The 21476-nt window shown below is 55.8% G+C and carries 21 protein-coding genes, 1 pseudogene and 1 riboswitch; of the genes and pseudogenes, 11 read left to right on the top strand and 11 right to left on the bottom strand.

Annotated elements, in window-relative coordinates; genetic code table 11:
• Positions 1 to 93 precede the first annotated feature (93 nt).
• Positions 94 to 2535 carry a beta-propeller domain-containing protein gene (locus BLO51_RS13795; RefSeq protein WP_090672614.1) on the top strand — a complete coding sequence of 814 codons (2442 nt, stop codon included), beginning with the start codon at positions 94 to 96 and terminating at the stop codon, positions 2533 to 2535.
• A gap of 185 nt (positions 2536 to 2720) precedes the next feature.
• Here BLO51_RS13795 and BLO51_RS13800 read toward each other — a convergent pair whose 3' ends face one another.
• The 3 genes from BLO51_RS13800 to BLO51_RS13810 all read right to left on the bottom strand — a co-directional run bounded on the left by BLO51_RS13800 (position 2721) and on the right by BLO51_RS13810 (position 6036).
• Positions 2721 to 3557 (bottom strand): DUF92 domain-containing protein, encoded by an 837-nt coding sequence (locus tag BLO51_RS13800; RefSeq protein ID WP_090672616.1) that lies wholly within the window; start codon positions 3555 to 3557, stop codon positions 2721 to 2723.
• 118 nt (positions 3558 to 3675) lie between these two features.
• The gene (locus BLO51_RS13805; protein ID WP_090672619.1) at positions 3676 to 4308 is read right to left on the bottom strand and encodes a fumarylacetoacetate hydrolase family protein; all 633 of its coding nucleotides are present in this window, start codon (positions 4306 to 4308) and stop codon (positions 3676 to 3678) included.
• Positions 4309 to 4434: 126 nt separating this feature from the next.
• Positions 4435 to 6036, bottom strand: coding sequence for a CapA family protein (locus BLO51_RS13810; RefSeq protein WP_245719661.1), 1602 nt, complete (start codon positions 6034 to 6036; stop codon positions 4435 to 4437).
• Positions 6037 to 6397: 361 nt separating this feature from the next.
• Between BLO51_RS13810 and BLO51_RS13815 the strand changes: the two genes are divergently transcribed.
• The 7 genes and pseudogenes from BLO51_RS13815 (at position 6398) to BLO51_RS13845 (ending at position 12667) form a co-directional block, all read left to right on the top strand.
• Positions 6398 to 7174: an ABC transporter permease gene (locus BLO51_RS13815; protein ID WP_090672623.1), complete on the top strand. Its 777-nt coding sequence runs from the start codon at positions 6398 to 6400 to the stop codon at positions 7172 to 7174.
• Complete coding sequence (locus BLO51_RS13820; RefSeq protein WP_090672626.1) at positions 7171 to 7962, top strand: ABC transporter permease; 792 nt, start codon at positions 7171 to 7173, stop codon at positions 7960 to 7962. Before BLO51_RS13815 ends, BLO51_RS13820 begins: the two co-directional genes overlap by 4 nt.
• A gap of 50 nt (positions 7963 to 8012) precedes the next feature.
• The gene (locus tag BLO51_RS13825; RefSeq protein WP_090672631.1) at positions 8013 to 8987 is read left to right on the top strand and encodes an ABC transporter ATP-binding protein; all 975 of its coding nucleotides are present in this window, start codon (positions 8013 to 8015) and stop codon (positions 8985 to 8987) included.
• A 103-nt stretch (positions 8988 to 9090) separates the two neighbouring features.
• Positions 9091 to 9852 (top strand): annotated as a pseudogene (locus BLO51_RS13830) (metallophosphoesterase family protein).
• A 215-nt stretch (positions 9853 to 10067) separates the two neighbouring features.
• Positions 10068 to 11279 (top strand): MFS transporter, encoded by a 1212-nt coding sequence (locus tag BLO51_RS13835; RefSeq protein ID WP_090672634.1) that lies wholly within the window; start codon positions 10068 to 10070, stop codon positions 11277 to 11279.
• Positions 11280 to 11580: 301 nt separating this feature from the next.
• The gene (locus BLO51_RS13840) at positions 11581 to 12207 is read left to right on the top strand and encodes an iron-containing redox enzyme family protein (protein ID WP_090672637.1); all 627 of its coding nucleotides are present in this window, start codon (positions 11581 to 11583) and stop codon (positions 12205 to 12207) included.
• Positions 12208 to 12223: 16 nt separating this feature from the next.
• A complete protein-coding gene (locus BLO51_RS13845) occupies positions 12224 to 12667 on the top strand; it encodes a hypothetical protein (protein ID WP_090672640.1) in 444 nt (147 codons plus the stop codon).
• A gap of 94 nt (positions 12668 to 12761) precedes the next feature.
• On the opposite strand, the gene BLO51_RS13850 is transcribed toward BLO51_RS13845, so the two are convergent.
• The gene (locus BLO51_RS13850) at positions 12762 to 13406 is read right to left on the bottom strand and encodes an O-methyltransferase (RefSeq protein ID WP_090672643.1); all 645 of its coding nucleotides are present in this window, start codon (positions 13404 to 13406) and stop codon (positions 12762 to 12764) included.
• 141 nt (positions 13407 to 13547) lie between these two features.
• Between BLO51_RS13850 and BLO51_RS13855 the strand changes: the two genes are divergently transcribed.
• Entirely contained in the window at positions 13548 to 14729 is a 1182-nt protein-coding gene (locus BLO51_RS13855; RefSeq protein ID WP_090672646.1) for a THUMP domain-containing class I SAM-dependent RNA methyltransferase, read from the top strand.
• A gap of 136 nt (positions 14730 to 14865) precedes the next feature.
• Here BLO51_RS13855 and BLO51_RS13860 read toward each other — a convergent pair whose 3' ends face one another.
• The 6 genes from BLO51_RS13860 to BLO51_RS13885 all read right to left on the bottom strand — a co-directional run bounded on the left by BLO51_RS13860 (position 14866) and on the right by BLO51_RS13885 (position 18860).
• The gene (locus BLO51_RS13860) at positions 14866 to 15675 is read right to left on the bottom strand and encodes a DUF2935 domain-containing protein (RefSeq protein ID WP_090672650.1); all 810 of its coding nucleotides are present in this window, start codon (positions 15673 to 15675) and stop codon (positions 14866 to 14868) included.
• A 119-nt stretch (positions 15676 to 15794) separates the two neighbouring features.
• Complete coding sequence (locus BLO51_RS13865; protein ID WP_054972180.1) at positions 15795 to 16100, bottom strand: hypothetical protein; 306 nt, start codon at positions 16098 to 16100, stop codon at positions 15795 to 15797.
• A gap of 85 nt (positions 16101 to 16185) precedes the next feature.
• Positions 16186 to 16276: riboswitch (cyclic di-GMP riboswitch) on the bottom strand.
• A gap of 93 nt (positions 16277 to 16369) precedes the next feature.
• The gene (locus tag BLO51_RS13870; RefSeq protein WP_090672653.1) at positions 16370 to 17602 is read right to left on the bottom strand and encodes an MDR family MFS transporter; all 1233 of its coding nucleotides are present in this window, start codon (positions 17600 to 17602) and stop codon (positions 16370 to 16372) included.
• A 184-nt stretch (positions 17603 to 17786) separates the two neighbouring features.
• Positions 17787 to 18260 (bottom strand): esterase-like activity of phytase family protein, encoded by a 474-nt coding sequence (locus BLO51_RS13875; protein ID WP_245719662.1) that lies wholly within the window; start codon positions 18258 to 18260, stop codon positions 17787 to 17789.
• 33 nt (positions 18261 to 18293) lie between these two features.
• Complete coding sequence (locus tag BLO51_RS13880) at positions 18294 to 18521, bottom strand: YuzB family protein (protein ID WP_090672656.1); 228 nt, start codon at positions 18519 to 18521, stop codon at positions 18294 to 18296.
• A gap of 36 nt (positions 18522 to 18557) precedes the next feature.
• Positions 18558 to 18860 (bottom strand): heme biosynthesis protein HemY, encoded by a 303-nt coding sequence (locus BLO51_RS13885; protein ID WP_090672659.1) that lies wholly within the window; start codon positions 18858 to 18860, stop codon positions 18558 to 18560.
• 449 nt (positions 18861 to 19309) lie between these two features.
• Between BLO51_RS13885 and ytvI the strand changes: the two genes are divergently transcribed.
• Positions 19310 to 20419, top strand: a complete 1110-nt coding sequence (gene ytvI, locus BLO51_RS13890) for a sporulation integral membrane protein YtvI (RefSeq protein ID WP_090672662.1) — start codon at positions 19310 to 19312, stop codon at positions 20417 to 20419.
• 65 nt (positions 20420 to 20484) lie between these two features.
• Here the strand turns inward: ytvI and BLO51_RS13895 are convergent, their stop codons facing one another.
• Positions 20485 to 20721, bottom strand: coding sequence for a hypothetical protein (locus tag BLO51_RS13895; RefSeq protein ID WP_090672665.1), 237 nt, complete (start codon positions 20719 to 20721; stop codon positions 20485 to 20487).
• Positions 20722 to 20892: 171 nt separating this feature from the next.
• Here BLO51_RS13895 and BLO51_RS13900 point away from each other — a divergent pair, with 171 nt between their 5' ends.
• On the top strand, positions 20893 to 21450 hold the full coding sequence (locus tag BLO51_RS13900) for a DJ-1/PfpI family protein (protein ID WP_090672668.1): 558 nt from the start codon (positions 20893 to 20895) through the stop codon (positions 21448 to 21450).
• Positions 21451 to 21476 lie beyond the last annotated feature (26 nt).

Below are 21476 nucleotides of genomic sequence, written 5' to 3' on the forward strand. Positions count from 1 at the left end.
AATTTCTTCGAGGGGCGCGTCAGTAGGGGTGAACAAGAAAAAACTCCAAAAAGGATACAAAGAGGGTACGACACATCAAAGGAGGAAAATCAAGTGCAGAAAAGAACACTCTTTGCAGGCTTGTTGGCATTGACACTCCTTACTTCCGTCTCTCCGGCGCCGGTATCCCTGGGGGCGGATGCGGGGCCGACCATCGCGCTGACGCTAAACGGACAGCCCGTCAGCTTGTCCGTGCAGCCCCGTTTGATCGGAAACACGCTGATGGTGCCGCTCCGCGAGCTGTCGGAAGCGCTCGGAGTGAAGGTGCAGTGGGACGAAGCCGAACGCTCGGCCGCGGCAACCAAAGCGGAGCGCTCGATCAAGCTCCGACTGGACAGCAAGGAAGCTTTTCGCGGAAGCGAAGCCGTCGCGTTGGACGAAGCGCCTGCGCTCGATAACGGAAATATTATGGTCCCGCTTCGCTTTTTCAGCGAGTCGTTCGATTTTAACGTTTATTGGGACGGTGCGAACAAGCGCGTAACGATTGTAGATGCAGACAAAAGCTTGCCGACCGTCGGTTCGCGGGAGCGGATGGAAGCGCTGCTCAAGGAATCTGCCTCAGTTCACGGCAACGGAAGCGGCATCAACTTAGGTAGCGATAATGCGATCGCGGTCACCGAGAAATCGTTCGCTGCCGCACCGCAAGCTGCCGGCAGCGCCGCAAAGCAGTCTTCCGACGCAGCGCCCTCTTACTCCGGTACGAACGTGCAGGTGCAGGGCGTCGATGAAGCGGATGTCATCAAGACCGACGGCACTTACATCTATCAGGTGAATCGCGACCGCGTCCTCGTAACGAAAGCCTACCCGTCTGAGAACATGAGCGTCGTCAGCACCGTCTACTGGGCGGACCCGAATTTTTATCCGCAAGAGCTATACGTCGATAACAACTATCTCGTCGTTGTCGGCAACACATCCTATCCGACGTACGAGAAGCCGGGACCGATTCCTTATGAGGCAAGCCCTTCGGTTTCCGCAGAGCCGGGCATCGGAGAGGCCAAGAAGATGGTCATATGGCCGGGACGCCCGACCCGCTCAACCACGAAAACGATCGTTTACGGGCTTGGCGACCGAACCCAACTGAAACAAGTCCGCGAGGCGGAGCTGGAAGGGCATTACGTCTCCTCGCGCAAAATCGGCGACTCGTTGTATGTAGTAACAAACAAATCGATGAATTATTTTTGGATCATGCGCCAAGAGGCGGACTCCGCCTCGAAGCAAGCGAACGAATCGCTGCCGGCCTATCGGGACTCCGCTGCCGGAGCCCAATTTATTACGATCGGCTATGAGGATATCCGCTACTTCCCGAAAGCCGTCGAGCCGAACTATTTGCTGATTGGCGGCCTCAAGCTCAGCAAGCCCGATCAAAAAATGCAAGTGACGAGCTATCTCGGCTCCGGTCAAAACGTCTACGCTTCTCCCGACAACCTGTATGTCACTGTCAGCGAATACGAGCCGGTGAAAGAGAACGAGCAGACGGTGCAGACGGACGGCAAAACCATCGTCAGACCCGCATCGCTTGATATGACAAGCGCCATTTATAAATTCGGCATGGATAACGGAACGGTCCGGTATGTCGGACGCGGCAAGGTGCCGGGACATGCGCTGAACCAGTTTTCGATGGATGAGCACAACGGCTATTTCCGCATCGCCACCACAAGCGGCGACATGTGGCGGAACGACGAGCATACGTCGAAAAACAACGTGTATGTGCTGAACGAATCGCTAAGCGTCGTCGGCAAGCTGGAAGGCTTGGCCCCGGGCGAGCGCATCTATTCCGTACGCTATGCCGGGAACCGCGCGTATATGGTTACGTTCAAAAATACCGATCCGCTGTTCGTTCTGGATCTGAGCAAGCCTCAAGCGCCGGCCATGCTCGGCAAGCTGAAAATTCCGGGCTACAGCGACTACTTGCATCCGTACGACGAGAACCATCTGATCGGCTTTGGCAAGGAAGCCGTGGAGGTGGCTAACAAGAAAGGCGACGGCTCGGATACGGTCGCTTTCTATCAAGGCATGAAGCTCGCCCTGTTCGATGTATCCGATGTGGCGAATCCGAAGGAGCTGTTCAAGGAAACGATCGGCGACCGGGGGACCGAATCACCGCTGCTGCACAATCATAAAGCGCTGCTGTTTTCCAAGGAGAAGCAGTTGCTGGCCTTCCCGGTTACTGTTGCGGAATTAAAAGATAAGACCGGCGCCAACACGCCGGAAAACGCATCGAAATACGGGGATTTCACCTTCCAAGGCGCTTACGTTTACAGGCTGGATCTGCAAAAAGGCTTCCAGCTTCGCGGCAAGATTACGCACTTGACGGGAGAAGATATGAACAAAGCAGGCCAGCATTGGTACGGCAGCGAACGCAATATCGAACGCCTGCTGTACATCGGCGATACGCTTTATTCGTCCTCGCCCGACATGCTGAAAGCGAACGATTTGAACACACTGCGCGAAGTCGGCTCGCTGCAGCTTCCGACTTGGAAGCCGCGCAATCCGTAACGGTTGGCTTTTTGTCCTCCATGAGGTACAATGTCCGAAATGACATTTATCCGCTTGGAGGACTGCTTAAGCCATGGTAACTACAGTTATTGTCATCAGCATTATTGTCGCGTTGCTTATCTCGGGCATTACCATGTACGTAACGAAGCTCGCTTATTCCCGCAAGGAAGAGGATTAAACCGCTGTTACAGCCACAGTGAGAGTACGAGAGTTACGGCACCGCCAAACGCCGAGCTTACAGCATTAACCGTGTCGTTGGTCATGAACGCCAACCCCCGGCTTCGAGCCGCCGCTGCCTCGCAGTGGCGGTTTTTTTCGATTTCTTTGCCGCAGACGCGGCAGCGGTACATGACCTGATACACCGCCCCGAGCCATGAGTCAGCCAGCGACCCGGCGAGGCCCCCAACCAGCCCAAGGACGCACAGGCCGGCCGCCGACCGGACGGAGGCCTCCCACGCAGAAGCGTCTGCTGCCTGCTCCGGCTGCAGCGCCGCCAACGCCCATGCGACGGCTCCGATAAACAAGCCGCCGGCCGCGGATGCGGCAAGTCCGAGCGGCGATACGCCGCCGGAAGTGCCTGGCGGCACTGGACGGCCGCTGACGATGGAGCGCGGGGCCGTACGGCTGAGGCCGCCGATCTCCGTCGCCCACGTGTCCGCAGTCACCGTTGCCATCACGCCGATGAAGGCGGCCCACCAAGCCGGATGTGGTACGAGGGCGGCTCCCAGACAAAGAGCGAGCCCCAAGCCTCCGTTGGCGAGCACCTGGCCGGCATCCCTCCGTCCGGAATTGGCGTAGCCGCTCTCGGCTGCCGCCTTCTTCTTGCTCTTCCACTTCGACACCAGCGAGGAAGAAATAAAAAAAGCAATCAGCGTCCCGAACCAAGCCAAGCTTCCAGTCCCGTACATCAGCGTACCGAGCAGGACCGCAGCGGCGAACCCCGAGCCGGACAGCGAGCGTTTCCTGTACGCCGCTCCGGCAATCAGAACACTTCCCGCCAATCCGATGATCCAATGCTGCAATTCATCCGAACCCCCTTCCAACCCCCATGAATACAGACCCCAAAATTCCCTTTTTTTGATGCAGCCCTGCCCACCCCGACCTCCGAGGCGTGAATGTCCGGAAGCCGGGTGCAGCAGATCACTTCCCGATCCTTGCTGTAAAAGCGCCGAAAGCCTGCTCTCCCCAGAACAGCTCGAAACGGTCTCCGTCGTTCACCGCCCCAACGCCCGCAGGCGTGCCGGTGTAAATGACATCCCCTTCGCCCAAGCCGTAATGTGCGGCGATATAATCCACGATCACCTGCAGATCAAAAATCATGTCGTTCAGGTTCCCCCGCTGTACTTCCAGACCGTTCCGGTGCAAAGCGTATTCTACCTGCTTGACTAGCCCGAAGCCGGGAAAAGGATGGAACCCGGTCAGCGCGGCCGAGCCTTTAAACCCTTTGGCCGGGAGCCAGGGATAGCCTTTCTTTTTCAACGCCGATTGCACGTCCCGCAGGGTAAAATCAATGCCCAGCGCCACCTTGTCCACCAGCTCGTCCACGGTGATGCCGTGCTCATACGGTTGTCCGACGCGGAGCACCAGCTCGGCTTCGTAGCGAACCTCGCCCCGTCCTCCGGGCAGCTCGATTTCGCCGCCGTCAATTGCCGCCAGCGCGTGCGTCGGCTTCGTAAAAATCATCGGCTCCTCCGGAATATCGTTGCCGAGCTCCGCCGCATGCCGTCCGTAATTGCGTCCTACGCAATAAATGTTGCGAATCGATTCGTTCATATTCGGATCGTTCCTTTTCCGTTAAAATAAGACCCGCCTTCATTATAAGCCCGGTTTGGGGGAATCTCAACGCCTGCGCATTGTAAAAAACGGCCGCCCCAAATGTATGGAGCAGCCGTTTTACGTTCAGCCAGATGTTTTCCGGTCTTTTTCCGTCTTACGAGCTTCGCCGGAGGACTTCGAAGATTCGTTCGTTTTCTTGGAATCGGTCGATTTCTTCGGATCTTCGGCAGATTTCTTGGTGCTTTCGGGCGATTTTTTACCGCCCTCGGACGATTTGGCGCCGTCCCCGGTCGTTTTCTTGCCCTCGGTATTCTTGCCGGTTCCCTGCGTCTTGCCCGATTCTCCAGTCTTCCCGGCCTGCGTTTTATCCGCATCCGGCTTCTTGCTCGTTTCCGTTGTCTTCCCAGCCTCGGACTTTTTGCTCTGCTCGGCCTTCTTCGGATCGGCGGCTTTATCGGAATCAGATGGCTTTTTCGTCCCGTTGGCAGGCGGTTTGACGGCTGTTTTGGACGTTCCGTCGACGATGCCCGTCTCCTTCTTCACAGGCGGCATCTCTTCCGCTTCTATCGGAACCGTGCGGGTCGGCCCAAGCGTAATCCGCCCTTCCTTGTCAATCTGCGCATTGACGGACAAGTTCGTCAGCTTCTCGAGCAGCTTGTCGCGGGCTTCGTCGACCATCGGGATCGGCTGGGCCCACTTGGTCAGGATCGGCACCATGCTCAGGTCGCAGCTTCGTTCCTTGGTGCAGGAGGCTTCCAAAATCATGCTTTCCCAAGTGTTCGGATTGTCATTGGTCGTAAATATAAAATTGCCCATGCTGTAGGCGATCCATTTGCCCTTGTACTGCTCGAAGCCTTGAACGACATGCGGGTGGCTGGCGACGATAAGATCTGCGCCATGGTCGATATACTGCCTTGCCAGATCGGTCTGGGACTTGACCGGATACGCCTTGCGCTCTTCTCCCCAATGGGCAATGACGACAACCAGATCCGCCTCGGCTCTCGCTTTGCCGATGGATTCAAACGCCAGCTTCGTGCTGTAGGTTTCCGCCATCCCCGGATTCGATTTGCCGGCGTACCAGCTCGTATCGGGAATGACCCGGCTGAAGCCGAGGAAGGCGATCTTCATGCCTTTTTGCTCCATAATCACGTACCTATACGCTTCGTCCGAATTCCGGCCCGCGCCGACGTGCTTGATGTCCTGGGCATCCAGATAATCCAGCGTATCGAGCAGCCCTTCGACGCCATAGTCCATGCTGTGGTTGTTGGCCAGATTGACCAGATCGACGCCCACACGCTTCAATTCGGGCAGCGATTGCGGCGACGACCGGTACACGTATTCTTTCTCCTGAGCCGCGCCTCTTGTCGTGATCGGCGTTTCCAGATTCGCCACGGTAATATCCGCCTTCTCCAAGTACGGCTTGACATGCTTGTACGGATAATCGTAGCCGTTCTTTTGGAGCAGATCGTCCACCTTACTGCCGAACATGACATCGCCGACGAACGTGAGCTTGACTCCAGGGGATTGCTCCGGAGGCGCCGTCGCCGCACCGCTCTCCGTTGCCGGCGGCTTCTCTGGAGTGACCGGAATCGTCGTCGCAGGCGGCTTGGACATCGCTTCAATCTTGGGAGGCAGAGCCAGCCCTCCCCCTTTGTCCCCCTCCCGGGGAGGGTCCAGCTTTTGAATCAAATATGCGAAGGCGCCAACCGTGATGAGGCTTAACAAGCCAATTTTTATCCAGAGCGTTCTTTTCTGCTTCTGCTCCTTCTCCTGTTCATGTTTTTCCTTACGCGATTGCTCCGTATCAACCGGTTCCTTCTGAATCTTAACCTACCCCTATCCTATCCCGCTGCGAATCAGCGCATATGTTCTCTTTTCCCATTATAGCAAATCGCCCGCCTGTGGTCATGGGGCACAATTACCTAAAAAAAACGATTGCCATGCACCCCCTTGTTCTGGTAATATAGATTTTCTCTCGATTTTTTAGGCAACCCACCTCAATCCGCCTCATCCCTCGCCGAACCCGGCGAATCGGGCTTCGCTGCCGTTACCAGCAAAGCTCCAATCCAAGCTCACGGAGGTTTCTATGCTTTTCCCTGTTTTAATGAAGAAAGCGTTTGCGCGGAATCTGCAATATCGCTTGTCCCATGCGGTCAATACGGTCGCCAGCGTCGTCTTCGGGCTGATTTACGTCTCGATCTGGCAGGGCATCGGACAGCAGGACGGCATGCACGGCTACAGCCTGCAAACCGTTATCCATTATGTCGCATTGAACCAGGCGATCCTGTGGGTCACGTTGTTCTTGACCAATGGGCTTGGGATCGAACGCTCCGTACGTACCGGACAGATCGCAACCGACTTGATGCGTCCGGTTCATCTGTTTTACCAGCTCATGTGCCGCGAATGGGGACAAATCGGCTACCAATTGCTCTACAAGACGATCCCCATCTACCTGATTTACGTATGGATGCTTTCGCTGCCCGTTCCGCGCAATACCGGCACCTGGCTTGCTTTCGCCACGGCGCTTGCGATGGCCGCCTATATGAATATTTGCGTGAATTACCTCATCGGCGTAACGGCCCTCTGGACTACCGAATCGACTTGGCTGTTTTGGGTTCACCATTCCATCTCAAGCGTGCTTTCCGGCTTTCTCATTCCGATCGAATGGCTTCCGCACTGGCTTCAGCGCATTGCTTACTTGACGCCTTATCCATACATGCAGTACATTCCAAGCAAAATTTATTTGGGCCTGGCTTCCCCGTCCGAGATGTACGGCGGGCTTTTATGGTGCGTGCTGTTCACTGCGCTTTGCCTCGCCGCAACCGCTATGGTGCGGAATAAAGTGGAGGTGCAGGGCGGATGAGCACGGTGCGCATGTTTTTGCTGCTGGTCAAAGCCAGCGTCCGCAGCCGGATGCAGTACAAATTCAACTTCTGGCTATCCTCCGTGCTCGCGGCCCTTGTCAGTGCGACGGATTTTCTGCTGCTCTCGGTCATTTTATGGAAATTCGACTCGATTCAAGGCTGGAGCTTGTACGAAATCGGCTATTTGTACGCCACAATCCTGCTGTCCAAAGCGCTCTACCGCAGCTTCGCCAACGACGTGCATCATCTGGAAAAGTATTTGGTCTCCGGCGATTTGGACCAACTGCTCGTCCGACCGATTCCCGTCTTGCTGGCGCTGATGTCGCAAAATTTCCGCCCGATGCTCGGCGAATGGGTGCAGGGTAGCATCATCCTGACGCTCTGCTTAGGACAACTAATAAGCTCGGGACAGGTGACCGCTGCCGCCATACCGCTCACCTTCGTCGTTCTGGTGACGGGCGCGGCGTTATTGTTCGCCATCGGACTCGGTACCGCAACGATCGGCTTCTGGACGACGCGGGTCGGCGATCTGCAAAATTTGACGGAAGATGCCGCAAACAAAGCCGTGCAGTATCCGATGGAGCTGTATCCCGGATGGCTGCGGACATTGCTGCTCACCTTGATCCCTGTCGGAATGGCGAACTACATGCCGGCGCTTTACATCGTGAGGGGTGAATTCGGCTGGTGGCTGCTGCCGGCCGTTATGGCGTTTGCCGTCGTCTTCCTGTGGCTCATGCTGCGCTTCTGGCGGTTCGGCCTGAGCCGCTACCAAAGCAGCGGAAGTTGATTTTACTAGGACTTCCATAACTTCCAGAACTGAAAGGAGCGAATGAACCGATGATTGAGGTTAAGCATTTACATAAAAGCTTTCGCATCCCCGCCCCCCATTTAAGCCGGTGGGAACGGATCAAAGCGGCCGTGACCGGAGGCGGAGCGGAAAAAATGGCGGTCCGGGATATCAGCTTCACGGTCGGCCCCGGCGAGTTCGTCGGCTATATCGGTCCGAATGGCGCCGGGAAATCGACGACGATCAAAATGCTGACCGGCATTCTGCACCCGACCTCGGGCGAGGTGCGGATCGACGGCATGAGCCCGCATAAGGACCGCCGCCGAGTCGTTTCCCGGCTCGGCGTCGTCTTCGGCCAGCGCAGCCAGCTGTGGTGGGACTTGCCGGTGCGCGATTCGTTCGATATTTTGTGCGCTATGTACCGCATCGACCGGCAGCGGCAGCAGCGGACGCTGGCGGAGCTGGACGGGCTGCTCGGCCTCGGCGAATTCGCCGATACGCCGGTCCGCAAGCTGTCGCTCGGCCAGCGGATGCGGGCCGACCTTGCCGCTGCACTGCTGCACGAGCCGGACATCCTGTTCCTCGACGAGCCGACTATCGGACTGGACGTCATCGCCAAACGCAACATTCGCGGATTGCTGTCCAAAGTAAACCGGGAGCTCGGCAAAACGGTGCTGCTGACGACTCACGATATGGACGACATCGAGCAGCTCTGCAACCGCGTCATGGTGATCAACCACGGGTCGCTGGCGTACGACGGAACGATCGGCGAGTTGCGGGAGCGCATCGGACTGCCGACGATTCTACGCGTATCGTTTCAAGCCAAGGTTTCTGTGGACGATGTCGCGGAACCGGAGTTGGGTTTCACCGTCGCGGAAGCGAACGGCTGCGAGCTGACCGTCCATTTCAACCGGCACGAGCTGCCCGCCTTGGAGGTGCTCCGCCGGCTGGAGCGGTACGGAACGGCCCGGGACGTCCATATGGAGGAGCCCGATTTCGAAGAGATCATTCATAAAGTGTATTAGGTGCTAACGCTTCTATAAAGAAGGCTTATCTAACGGCACCCTTGTGCTATAATGGAACAATCAGTCACTCTGAAGAAGCAGAAACAGGAGGAACCTATACATCATGGACAAAATTGCCGTCATTTCCGACATTCACAGCAACTTGCCTGCACTGGAGGCGGTGGTTCGGGATATTCGCCGCCGCCATATCCGGCGTATCGTCTGTCTCGGCGATCTGGTCGGCAAAGGGCCGCAGCCGTGCGAGGCGGTGGACCGCATTCGCGAGCTGTGCGAAACGACGGTACAAGGCAACTGGGATCACGGTATCAACAACCCGCAGGACAAGGAAACCGGCCTATGGCAGCAGCGCCTGCTCGGGACCGAACGGCTCCGCTACTTGCGCTAGCTGCCGTTTTCCGCGGAGCTCCGGCTAAGCGGACGTCGCGTCCGTCTTTTTCATGCTTCCGCCAAAAGCATTTATCATCGCGTGCTCCGTAAGGCTGGCAAAAAAGAAAAGCTTGCGATGTTCGAGAATACGGATCAAACGGGCGGCTTTGCGGGCACGGAGCTGACGCCGGACGTCATCGGATACGGAGATATTCATGTGCCTTACGTCCAAACGCTGAAGTCGAAGGCGGGACAAGGTCTGCTGCTGTTCAACACCGGCAGCGTAGGCGCGCCTTACGACGGGCTCCCTTATGCGAGCTATGCCATTCTGGAAGGACAGACGTCGCATCCGGCCTGCCTGGAGCCTGCCCCGTTCTCCGTACAGCTCGTCCGCGTGCCTTATGACGTCGAGCAAGCCGTCGCCTTCGCCGAACGCGTCGGCCTGCCCAATCTGGAGCGGTTCGTCAGCGAAATTCGCAGCGGGATCGAGCAGAAATAACGATCCGGACCCCTGCTTGCCATACTTTTCGACATTCGTCATCACATCCGACACACTACATGTCTCCTTGCCCCCAAACACGTTTGCATCGCAGAAGTAATGAGAGTATACTCGAAGCATGTCGAACGTTACATTACATAGACCAGCACACAGAAGACGGCAAACATGTTATGCGGTTTGCATGCGATGGTCAGCTTGAAAAGAGGCGAGCTCGCGTGGCGAAATGGCAGGTTAACTTAATCGTATTATGGGTGGGACAATTTTTGGTCATGGCCGGCATGACGATGATTGTTCCTTTTTTGCCTTTGTATTTGCAGGAGCTGGGACTTCATGACCCTCATAGTGTTGCGACTTGGGCCGGGGTCATCTTTGCGGGGAATTTCGTCACCGCCTTTATATTTCAACCGATCTGGGGCGGACTCGCCGACCGGTACGGACGCAAGGTGATGCTGCTGCGCTCCGGCTTCGGCATGGCGATCGTCATGACGCTGATGGGCTTCTCGACCAGCGCCTGGCATCTGCTGCTGCTCCGGCTCTTGAACGGTACGGTGTCCGGCTTCGTGCCCGCAGGAGTCGCGCTTATGTCCGCCACCACGCCGCGGGAGAAGGTCGGCTTCGCGATGGGCACGCTGCAATCCGGCTCTGTCGCCGGATCGATTCTCGGGCCGTTTCTCGGCGGGCTGCTCGCGGAATGGATCGGATTCCGCAACATTTTCTTCGTGACAGGCGCTACGCTTTTCGCTGCCTCACTGCTTGCAGCGCTGCTGGTGAAGGAATCGTTCGACGTGAAAAAAGCGCTTCAGAAGCCGAAGCAGTCCATGATGTCGGCGTTCAACGAGCTGCGGCGCATTTCGCAGCTTCCTTCGCTGTACTCCGTCACCTTCTTGATCCAGTTCTCGCTGCTCAGCGTCATGCCGCTTCTCCCGCTGTTCGTCCAGCAGCTTCACGGACAAGACGAGATGCTGGCGTTCTACGCCGGTCTGGTCGGATCGATGACCGGCTTCTCCAATATGATTGCTTCGCCGATATTCGGCAAATTGTCCGACCGGATCGGACCGGAGAAAATTCTCGTGACGTGCCTGCTCGGCGCCGCTGTGGCTGCGGTCCCCCAAGCCTTCGTGCAGAACGTGTGGCAGCTCTGTGCGGCCCGGTTTTTTCTTGGCATTTTTCTCGGCGGGCTGCTTCCTACAGTGAACGCGCTTATCCGGAAATATACGCCGAACGGGATGGAAAGCCGCTCCTACAGCTTCAATACGAGCGCGCTTGCGCTCGGGAACATGCTGGGCCCCGTCGTAGGCGGAGCGATCTCCGATGTGGTGACGATCCAGCAGCTTTTTCTTGTTTCGGCCGTCCTTCTCCTGATTAACGGCTTGTGGGCCCGAAAATCGATTCTGCTCCGACAAAAATCGACCCACTCCCCTTCATAACCACACTTTGTTACGATCAGCCTGTAAGCCTTTGGTGCTTTGTCATCCTAGGCTTGCAGGATTTTTTTGTCAAAAACCTCCGATTCCCCTCCCATAATACCTGAAATTTTGACAAATTAGTGAATTATATCGAAAACTAAGAAAATAAATTATGCCATTTTTCCTAAGATGAAGGAAAATGCAATAGATAATAAGAATCTAAGAAATAGTAATGAAAATTAAATATTTTTTTCCTTCTACTTGCCTTATTGATGGTGTTTCGGGAAGTATCCCATTCTACAGAAAAAAGAGGAAGATACTTATGACGCAATCACAAGTTGTCGAAACGGTTTCGACGATCATCGCAGAGGAACTTGAGAAAGCAAAAATGTCGAATCCTTTTTTCACCCGATTTCCCGAGAGCGCGCAACCGGAAAATTTCAAATGGTGCATGCACTTATACCACTTGTCCAAGCATTTCGGAGAGCTTCTTAAGCTGCGCTGGGAACGGTTCCCGAATGTCGGGCACGAAGTCTTCTTCACCCATTACGAGGAAGAGAAGGACCACGCCGAAATGCTCCGCAAATGGATGATGGATTTGGGGCTGGACGACCCCGAACAATCGTATCCGAATTATGAGACCGAGGACTTCATTTCGCTCCAGTACCGCGCTGTCAGCTCCATGAGCGAAAATTTGTCGCTTCTTCTTGTGAACAGTACAGCGGAAGGCTACGCCCACGCCATGTACCTGCACGCCTATGCCATTTTGAAAAAAGCCGGATTTACGAATCTGGAGTATTGGGAAATTCACTGCGAGGCGGACGAGGAGCACAGCAACGTCTATCATCTCATTCAAGCTATGAACGATAATGAACTAAAGGAAGCCGAGCATTTGATTCGATATACGTGCCGATCGCTCGATATCATGCTCGCGTCCTGGTTTAAATAGGAGGAAGATGATAGATATGGCATTCGAAGACGCTTTTAAGTATCACATTGACCGCACGAATCATGTTTTGTCCTGGCAAGTACTCGATTCGTTGACAGTGGAGGACGCCACCAAAGCAAGCGAGCTGGTAAAAAGCGGCCTTTCTTCGCTGAACGGTGCCAAGCTCCTCGTCGATAACCGTTTCATGATCAAGAACGGACGGCCGGTTGTCTTCTCTCCTGAAGTGAACGCGATCTGGGAGCAGCTTCAGAGCAGCATTTTGTCTCAAGTATCCCAATGCGCCGTGCTATGCAGCGGAACGATTATGAAAATGCAAATGGACCGCATCGCGCGGGCTTCCGGATTTATCGACGTGTTGCAGAGCTTCTGGAACGACGATCCGAGCGTCATGAAAAAGGAAGCCTACGTATTTCTGGGCATTTCGTCCAACGAGCTGATCGACAGGCCCCTTAGCGTATAAGCAGCGGTGTATATAAAGAAGGCCAGGAACGCTTGACGCGCTTCCCGGCCTTCTTTTATTACTTACGCAAGTTTACATCTTCACCTGTCCGCCTCTATCCCCGCACTCTCGCTATGGCGAGGCCGTCGTACGCCGGCAGCAGCACGCCTTCCAGACGCGGGTCGCGTGCCACACTTTCGTTAAATTGGCGCATCTTCGTCACGGCATTGCCGAACTGCTCGGGATCGGTCGTCTTGCCGCGCATCAGCAGGTTGTCGCCAAGGATGAGCGCGCCTGGCCGGGCCAGCTTGATCGCCCATTCCAAATAATTCGGATAGTTGCCCTTGTCCGCATCGATAAAAAACAGGTCGAACCGCCGGCCTTCCGCCGACAGCGCCTCCAGACTATCCAGCGCCTCGCCGATCCGGTATTCGACCTTGTCGCCGAGCCCCGCTTCGCGCAAATGCTTGTGCGCCAAGTCCGCATACTCCTGCTTCAGCTCCAGCGATACCAGCTTGCCGCCGGCGGACAAACCGCGCGCCAAGCAAATGCCGCTGTAGCCGCCGAGCGCCCCGATCTCCAGCACCTGTTCCGCGCGAACGAGCCGCGTGAGCATCGTCAGCAGCCGGCCGTACCCCGGCGCGATCGAAATTTCCGGCATCCCGTTCTCCCGGATGCCCTCCTTCACCCGCTCAAGCACCGCATCGGGCTTGAACAAACCTTCCAAATACGCTTCCGCCGATAATGGCATCTCCGTCATATCCGTGCTTCCTCCTCCGTTTGGTCCTCGTAGGGCGTACGGCTGTACCATTGCTTACATTCGTTCCCGCCGCCGTTGTATAATCGGGGCCAATCGCCTATACTAGTTTATTGTATGGCTTTTCCAAGGAGTGAGCAAGCGTTGACATCGAACACCATTGAATTGATTGCTACCGCCCCCATGGGCCTGGAAGCCGTTGTCGCCCGGGAAGTCCGCGACCTGGGATACGATCAGGTGACGGTTGAGAACGGCCGCGTCACGTTCGTCGGAGACGCGCTGGCGATCGCCCGGGCGAACCTGTGGCTGCGGACCGCCGACCGCGTGCTGGTCAAAATGGGACAATTCCCGGCACGCACCTTCGACGAGCTGTTCGAAGGGGTCAAAGCGCTGCCTTGGCCGGAATGGATTCCCGAGGATGGCGAGTTTCCGGTCGAAGGACGCTCGCATAAATCGCAGCTGTCGAGCGTTCCCGCCTGTCAGGGCATCGTGAAGAAAGCCGTCGTCGAAAGCATGAAGCTGCGCTATGGGACCGAATGGTTCCGCGAGACGGGCGGCCGCTTCGTCATTGAAGTCGCGCTGTTGAACGATATCGCGACGATTACGCTGGACACGACGGGGCCCGGGCTGCACAAGCGCGGCTACCGCAAGCTGGTCACCGAAGCGCCGCTGAAGGAAACGCTGGCGGCAGCCATGATCCTGCTCAGCCGCTGGCAGCCGGAGCGTCCGCTATACGATCCGTTCTGCGGCTCCGGAACGATCCCGGTCGAAGCGGCCATGATCGGCTGGAATCTGGCGCCGGGCCTGAGACGCAGCTTCAATGCAGAGGCGTGGCCGCTCGTCCCTGAGTCCCTGTGGCAGGAAGCGCGCGAAGAGGCCTACGATCTCGTGCGCGACGACGTGCCGCTGCAAATCGCAGGCTCGGACATCGACCGCAGCGCGATCGAGGTTGCCCAAGCGTCGGCCAAAGCAGCCGGACTGGCCAAGGAGCTCAGCTTGCAGACGTTGCCGGTGGCCAAAGCGCAGCCCCAAGGGGATTACGGCTGCATCATTACGAACCCGCCTTACGGCGAACGGCTTGGCGACCGGAGTGAAGCGGAACGCGCCGTCCGCGATTTCGGGCATTTGTATTCGCAGCTCTCCACTTGGTCCGCTTTTGTCCTGACCCCGGCCAAGCAGTTCGAGCACTACGTGAACCGCCCGGCAGACAAGAAGCGGAAGCTGTTTAACGGACGCATCGAATGCCAATTGTACCAGTACTTCGCACCGGGCGGCCTATACGCATGGCGCAAGGACCAAGCGGCGAACCCAAACCCTGAGCGGTAAGCTCAGGGTTTGATTTTGCAGCGCGCTGGCGATCCACATCAAAAGCAGCCCCTTTTGGCAAAAGGCAAAAAATCCTTACGAGACCGGAGCACTGATTCAGCTTGGGCCTTGTAAGGATGTATTCGATTCGTTCGCTCTAAGCCTCGACGCGGGGACGGGCCGGGTCGCAGAGGGGCGCTTTATACTCCGATGCTTGAGCAAGCTTTGTCAAGTAGTAGCATTCCTCACGGGACATATGATCGGCCATCAAAGGCGACAAGATCCCGAGCGCCTGCTTGCTAAGCCGAAGCTCCTCCAGCTCCCGCAGAAACTGCATGAACAGCACCATTTCAAGCTCTACGTCTTTGCCGAAACGCGTCAAAGCCGGAAACTTCTTCAGGTTTGCACGCAAATAGCCGGCCAGCTCGACCGCTTTCAAATAAAACTCGCGAAAATGCTGATCGAACGTCCTGGCCATCTCGGTCAAACGCGATTCCGCCATATCGAGATCACCTGCAATCGAGCTCGCATGCCCGTACGCGTCCTGCAGCCAAACCAGATGATGATGCAGCTCATGGAACACGGGGGCCGGTTGATCGGAAAGCAGACTCCTCAGCACTCGCAAATATTCCTCCGCCTCGTTCACCATATGGCTCAGAAACGAAGCCGACAGCCCGATCGTGATCTTCCCGATCAACTGCCTCTGCAGCAGATGCAGCTTGAAGCTGCGCAATAGCTGCGTCAAGCGGTAAGCTTCCCGCGTAATCTCGCTTAGCCGCTCGCGCTCTTGCGTCTGGTGGGCCTGATGAAGCAGACCGTCGAAGGCTGCGATCATCGTCCGGGCCCGCGTTACCTCTTCGGATTCGCCCGCAGACAGCGAATCATTAATAAACCGGGCATGATCCCCCATCACCTGCAGCCAGAACCGGTGTTCGAACGCCGCGGATGTCTCGAAATCCGTTACCATCCCTATCCCTGCCTCCCCCCGTCGGCCGATGAAGCCGTCATGTGCTACAAGCATCGTATGCACCACGACCGGGGCGAGTGCCTATTTGGGAAGTAAGGATCGGGATCGGCAAGCGGTTGCTAGGCGTGACGAAGATCCTGCGCCCGGCAGCTCCAATAATCGAAGAGCGACATGAACACTTCATTGTCCGCTTCGCACCGCACGGAAAGCTTTACTTCGCCGCGCCAATAAAATGTAATGACCTGCCGGCTGCGCCCCTTAACCATTTCCACGTCCCAGCAAGAGGAAGCGAGCTCGTACACCTCGCGATTGATGAACATTTTCGGGCCTTCGCTCGACAAAAAGACGCCGACGAAATCGTTGCCCACTTTGGTATAGAAGCCTTGCTTCGTCATGATGCTCCGTCCTTGGCTCTGATCTGCCATCCGTTCTCACTCCTTTATATGCAAACAAAAAGACTCTCCGCTAACGGTACGGGAGTCCGCATCTCTCATCGCGCGTCTCCGTGCCATCGGTAAACTGGCTGGCATCACGCAACCTCGGCGCCTTAGCCCAATAGCTTTGCGCCCGCGTGCTTCCGCTCGGTTTGCCTTTATCGAGCACGCTCGAAAATTGTCTTTTTGTGTATAATTGAATCTCATCTCTTAGGATAAAAGATCAACCCTGCATAATACATAGTTCTTATGGACTATTTTCATGGATTTTTATGTGAATTATGAAACATTTTAGATACTTGCTGGCCTTTCCAATAAAAATAGATTCCCGCCACCGTAACGGCAGCCATAACGGAGAACAGCGGACCGCCTCCCCATTCCGACAAAAGCACGCCGCCCGCCAAGGGACCGATAAAATGCCCGAGATTCGTAAACGACTGCGCGCCGTAATACGTGCCTCGCATTCCATCCGGCGCCAATCGGTCAATCAGCATGTTCGTTGCCGGAAAATTCAGCGCTTCCCCGATCGTGAACAGCACCATGGAGATCATAAACCCGATCCAGCCGGTAGAAACCGCATAGCCGATATCCCCGAGCGCAAACATGAGACCGCCTACCACAATCGCAGCCATCGGACCGCGGCTTTCGAACATTTTCGACAGCGGCACCTGCAGCAGGACGACCGTCACCGCATTGATCGTCATCAGCAGCGCGAACAGCGTCGCCCCGTCGGCTACGCTTTGCTGCACATACTGCGACAGAGTGGACATCATCTGCGAATAGCCGATCGCGGCGATGATTCCGCCGGCAATATAATAACGGAATACGCGGTCGCTCGCGATGATCCGCCATGCCGAGCGAACCGTCACTCCGCCGCGGCGCTCGCCTTCGATCTGACGAATGCCGAAAGCCTGAAGCAGCGCATAGAGCAAAGCGGCATAGAGCAAATAAACGAAGGCTGTGACCAGAAACGGCAGCCAGGCTTCGAACATGGCGAAGTAAGCGCCGAGCAGCGGTCCGACGGCTACGCCGACATTGATCGCAAGATAACGCATCGAGAAGACGTTAAGCCGCTTTTCTTTCACCGTCACGTCGGCCATCAGCGCTTGCGATACCGGTTCGTAGAGCGAACGGCAGAGCCCGTTCAGCATATTGAACAGCATGAAGAGCAGCGGCGCTTTGGCAAACGCAAAGCCGGCGAAGACGATCACCCAGCCGATCAAGGCAATCATCATGATGAACTTACGCCCCAGGCGATCCGACAAAGCTCCGCCAACGAAGCCGCCCGCCATGCCGGCAAGCGAGCCGATGCCGATGATCGCGCCGATCATGATCGGATGCAGCCCCGACTCCCGGGACAAATAAATGGCCAGAAATGGCATGCTCATGGACGAAGCGATCCGCGCCAGAGCGGTTCCCACAAGCAGCACATGCACGATTGGATGATACTCGCGTAAGAAATGAAGCAATCGAGACTTTACAGTTGCGAACATCGTGCCGACCTTCTCTCCATATATAACTCCTGGCATTATTAACCACCGGCAAATAAACCACAGAGTGAAACTGGATTTCATTATACAGCAATTGGTCGAGCCTGCCCAGTCATTCGGCAAAAAAATATGGCGTAACGGTAAAGAGCCCGTCCGCCTGGGATGAGCTCTTTCTACACTGACGATTTTATTTTAATTCTTCGCTGACCTGAATGATGTACATTTGCGTCGGGTTGCCGTTCACCTTCAACTGGCCTTGGTCGTCGTAGCCGTCCACGCCGAAATCGTTGTCGTTTACAACGGCGATCGTATGCTTGTCCACCACCGCGAGCCCTTCCAGCTTCTCGTGCGGATAACCCAGCTTCGCCACGTCCACGATCAGCTCCTTGCCGGCCGGCAAATGCAGCTTGATCGTTTCGAGCACTTCGATCGTTCCGCCGGCCGCTTTAATCTTGTAAATGCGCGGCACATACGTCTCGTTCGGGAACGTACGCAGCTTGTCCTTGCCGAACTCCCCGTTCGGCCCGCGGTCAGCCAGCGTATAGAACACGTCGGCCGGGTCGCCCGGCAGATGGATCAGCCCCGAGAAGCCGCCCTCTTTCAGGCTACCGACCAGCGTCCCCGGATTTTTCCACTCGTGTACGGCTGCGATCTTCGGCATCTCCTTGAGCCGGTGCGTCAGGAGGTTCGTCCGTCATTTCTTCTTAATATACTTGCTCGCTTTCTCGATCGCTTCGTCTTCCGTCGCGCCGGTCACGTACCGGCCGTTAATATAAATGAAGGCAAACCGCGAGCACGGGCCGCAATAGGACTTGCAGCCGACCTTGATGTCGGCGTCAGGCGCCAGCTTCTGCAGCTTCGGCAGCGTGGTTTTCATTTTCATATGCTTGCATTTATCACAAACGCGAATATCATTGGCCATGCGGAGTTATCCTTTCTGAGGCAGCCGGGCGGCGGATTAATGGTCGCCGTGGTTGCCTTTGCTCGGATTGGTGACCGCAAAGCCTTCCTCCGGCACATAGAAGTAGTCGACGCGCACGCCGTCCAGCAGCGGCTCGTCCTTCTGCAAAATAACGTCGATCCCGCTGTCGGTGGTTACGACCACGTCATTTTCCGTAGGCGTGTCCATTCCGAGTCCGTAGTGCGCATGTTCGCCGTGCTTGTGCGTTACATATACGCGAAGCTTCAAATCTTTGTTTTCCTCTTGTTCCATCTCGGCCAAAAGCATCTTGACGGCGTTGCGCGAAATCTTGCAGTTCATGTCCAGTTACATCTCCCACTATTAAGCATTTTCACCTTATTGTATATAAACCCGGGAACGAAAGCAACCTTCCGCAGCCGTTTCACAAATGCTGGTAAGAAGCCGTTCATTTCTGATATGATTACAAGTATATGAACTCACGCACGAAGGGAAAGCGAGGAGACAGCGAGATGTCATTGACGGAAAGCAAACAAAACAGCCGGTTCACATCGAATGCTCGATTGAGAAACGCTTGACGTGACTGGCGGCCATCAGCCCCAACTCGCTGACGGACACCTTGCGCCGCTTGGAGGAAAAACAGCGTGCTCGAACGGACGGCTTGCCCAACCGTCCCCTTCACGGTCAAATATACGCTGACGCCAAGGGCGAGGATTTGTACCGAGTACTAAGAAGAAATGAAGCTATGGGCGGCCAAATGGCGCTGACCCGCTAATATTCCGAGGTGACCTATGATTTCTTTTTACCGCAAATATTACAAAACGGTCTTCGACATCGCTTTGCTTGTGATGACCGTGTACCTGTTCATGTTGGCCTTCAGTTACCTGTACCGCATTGCAACCCCGATCTTTCTGGCTTTTGTCGTTTACATGATTATTGAGCCGTTTGCGCGTTTCCTGCACCGCAGAGGCATCAAGAAGGCGATTGCGTCCGCGATTTCGACCATGATATTCGTGCTCGTCATTCTGGGCGCGATTACCGGCGCCGGGGTTATCTTCACGAGCCAGATCATCAGCCTGAAAGACAAGCTGCCCGAATACACCGCGGTGCTGACACGGGAAATCGCCAAGCAATCGGACACTCTGCAAGACCGCTTCGGCACGCTCCCGACGGAAGACATCGTGAATAAAGCCAAGGAATATTCGACGGAAATCGCGAAAAAAGCGACCGAAATCGTCCGTTCGTTCCTGAGCAGCACGTTTACGGTCCTTACGTCCTTTTCGGCTTTCTTGGTGAACTTCGTCATTGCGATCATTTTGGCGTATTTTCTAAGCATCGAAATCGAATCCTGGAAGCGGATCGCGGAGAATAAGACGCCCAACACGTTCAAGAAAGCGTTCCACTTCGTCCGCGAAAACGTGCTGAACGGCATCGTCACCTATATCAAGGCGCAGGCCAAGCTGATCAGCGTGACGTTTGTCGTCATCTTCGTCGCACTGCTCGTCATGAATATCAAAAATGCGTTTTCCGTCGCACTGCTGGCTGCCTTCTTCGACGTACTGCCGCTGCTCGGCGTCTCGACGCTGTTCATTCCGTGGATCATTTACCTGTTCGTGGTCGGCCAAACGACGCTGGCTATCTGGCTCTCCGTCTTGCTCGCGGTCGTAATCTCCGTCAGGCAAATCCTGGAGCCGAAAATTACGGGCGATTCGCTCGGGGTTTCCGCTTTTACGATGCTTTCCTTCATGATGGTGTCGCTGTCTCTATTCGGCGCGGCCGGACTGATTTTGTCGCCGATTCTCATCATCCTGATCAAAGCGCTGTACGAGCAAGGCTATTTGAAACAATGGATCCGCATGCCGGCAGAGGAGTATGAGCCGGAGCTTCCGAAGAGCAAATAGCGTTCCTCGATAGACTCTATTAGGAGAAGAAAAGAGCTGCCTGCGGGCAGCTCTTTTCGTATTTATCAGGTGGCGCCGTATTTGCGCTCTGCCCGGTCGGTGAACCAGTTCATGAGCAGCATCGTAACGGCGATATCGTCCAGCGGAATGAATGGCAGCGCATCGGGCATAACCCAATACACGAGCGCAGGGACGAAAAACAGCAGCTTTTCCCCTATCGGCACTTTGGGCGAGCGCAGCAGCGGGATAATTCGGCGGAATACATGACCCCAATGCCGCAGCGACCACAATCGTTTCCACATGACGAATCGTCCCCTTTCCTTGTACGAATGGCCTCTCTCTACAGTATACACCATCTTTCGGCAATCCCGAAAGAGTCCGACAAACTTCGACAATTTCAACCCGTTTACAGCTTTTCCCCTATCCAGCATAATGATAAAGTGACGTTCCAACCTTTATCAAGGAGTGATTCCATGTCTAAGAAAGTACTTGTGCTGACAGGAGACGCGGTTGAAGTATTGGAGGTGTATTACCCGTACTACCGGCTGTTGGAGGAAGGGTACGAAGCGGTTATTGCCTCGCCGACGAAGAAGACGCTTCACACCGTCGTACACGATTTCGTCGAAGGTTGGGAGACCTACACGGAGAAACTCGGTCACCGGCTTCCGTCTCATATTGCCTTTGCGGAGGTGGACCCGTCCGAATATGACGCGTTGATCATTCCGGGCGGCAGAGCGCCGGAATACATCCGTTCCGACGTCAACGTCCCCCGCATCATCGCTCATTTTCTGGAAGCGGATAAGCCTGTCGGGGCCATATGCCATGCGGCCCAAGTGTTCGTCTCGCTGCCCGACTACAGCTATTTCCAAGGCCGCACCATGACCGCGTATACGGCTTGCCGTCCCGATATCGAGCGCCTCGGCGCCACCTATGGCCCGGACACGCTTCATGTGGACGGAAAGCTCGTCACCGGGCACGCCTGGCCCGATCTGCCGGGCTTCATGCGCGAATTTTTGAAGCTCTTGAAGTAAACGGAAAAGAAGTGCTCCCGTCCCAG

The organism is Paenibacillus tianmuensis (assembly GCF_900100345.1).
GTDB classification, from domain to species: Bacteria; Bacillota; Bacilli; order Paenibacillales; family NBRC-103111; genus Paenibacillus_G; species Paenibacillus_G tianmuensis.

Bases quoted from the DNA above. Each gene is read 5' to 3' on its own strand.
- BLO51_RS13805 (WP_090672619.1), bottom strand. From the start codon at position 4,308: ATGAACGAATCGATTCGCAACATTTATTGCGTAGGACGCAATTACGGA.
- BLO51_RS13815 (WP_090672623.1), top strand. From the start codon at position 6,398: ATGCTTTTCCCTGTTTTAATGAAGAAAGCGTTTGCGCGGAATCTGCAA.
- BLO51_RS13820 (WP_090672626.1), top strand. From the start codon at position 7,171: ATGAGCACGGTGCGCATGTTTTTGCTGCTGGTCAAAGCCAGCGTCCGC.
- BLO51_RS13825 (WP_090672631.1), top strand. From the start codon at position 8,013: ATGATTGAGGTTAAGCATTTACATAAAAGCTTTCGCATCCCCGCCCCC.
- BLO51_RS13840 (WP_090672637.1), top strand. From the start codon at position 11,581: ATGACGCAATCACAAGTTGTCGAAACGGTTTCGACGATCATCGCAGAG.
- BLO51_RS13845 (WP_090672640.1), top strand. From the start codon at position 12,224: ATGGCATTCGAAGACGCTTTTAAGTATCACATTGACCGCACGAATCAT.
- BLO51_RS13850 (WP_090672643.1), bottom strand. From the start codon at position 13,406: ATGACGGAGATGCCATTATCGGCGGAAGCGTATTTGGAAGGTTTGTTC.
- BLO51_RS13860 (WP_090672650.1), bottom strand. From the start codon at position 15,675: ATGGTAACGGATTTCGAGACATCCGCGGCGTTCGAACACCGGTTCTGG.
- BLO51_RS13865 (WP_054972180.1), bottom strand. From the start codon at position 16,100: ATGGCAGATCAGAGCCAAGGACGGAGCATCATGACGAAGCAAGGCTTC.
- BLO51_RS13870 (WP_090672653.1), bottom strand. From the start codon at position 17,602: ATGTTCGCAACTGTAAAGTCTCGATTGCTTCATTTCTTACGCGAGTAT.
- BLO51_RS13875 (WP_245719662.1), bottom strand. From the start codon at position 18,260: ATGCCGAAGATCGCAGCCGTACACGAGTGGAAAAATCCGGGGACGCTG.
- BLO51_RS13880 (WP_090672656.1), bottom strand. From the start codon at position 18,521: ATGGCCAATGATATTCGCGTTTGTGATAAATGCAAGCATATGAAAATG.
- BLO51_RS13885 (WP_090672659.1), bottom strand. From the start codon at position 18,860: ATGAACTGCAAGATTTCGCGCAACGCCGTCAAGATGCTTTTGGCCGAG.
- ytvI (WP_090672662.1), top strand. From the start codon at position 19,310: ATGATTTCTTTTTACCGCAAATATTACAAAACGGTCTTCGACATCGCT.
- BLO51_RS13895 (WP_090672665.1), bottom strand. From the start codon at position 20,721: ATGTGGAAACGATTGTGGTCGCTGCGGCATTGGGGTCATGTATTCCGC.
- BLO51_RS13900 (WP_090672668.1), top strand. From the start codon at position 20,893: ATGTCTAAGAAAGTACTTGTGCTGACAGGAGACGCGGTTGAAGTATTG.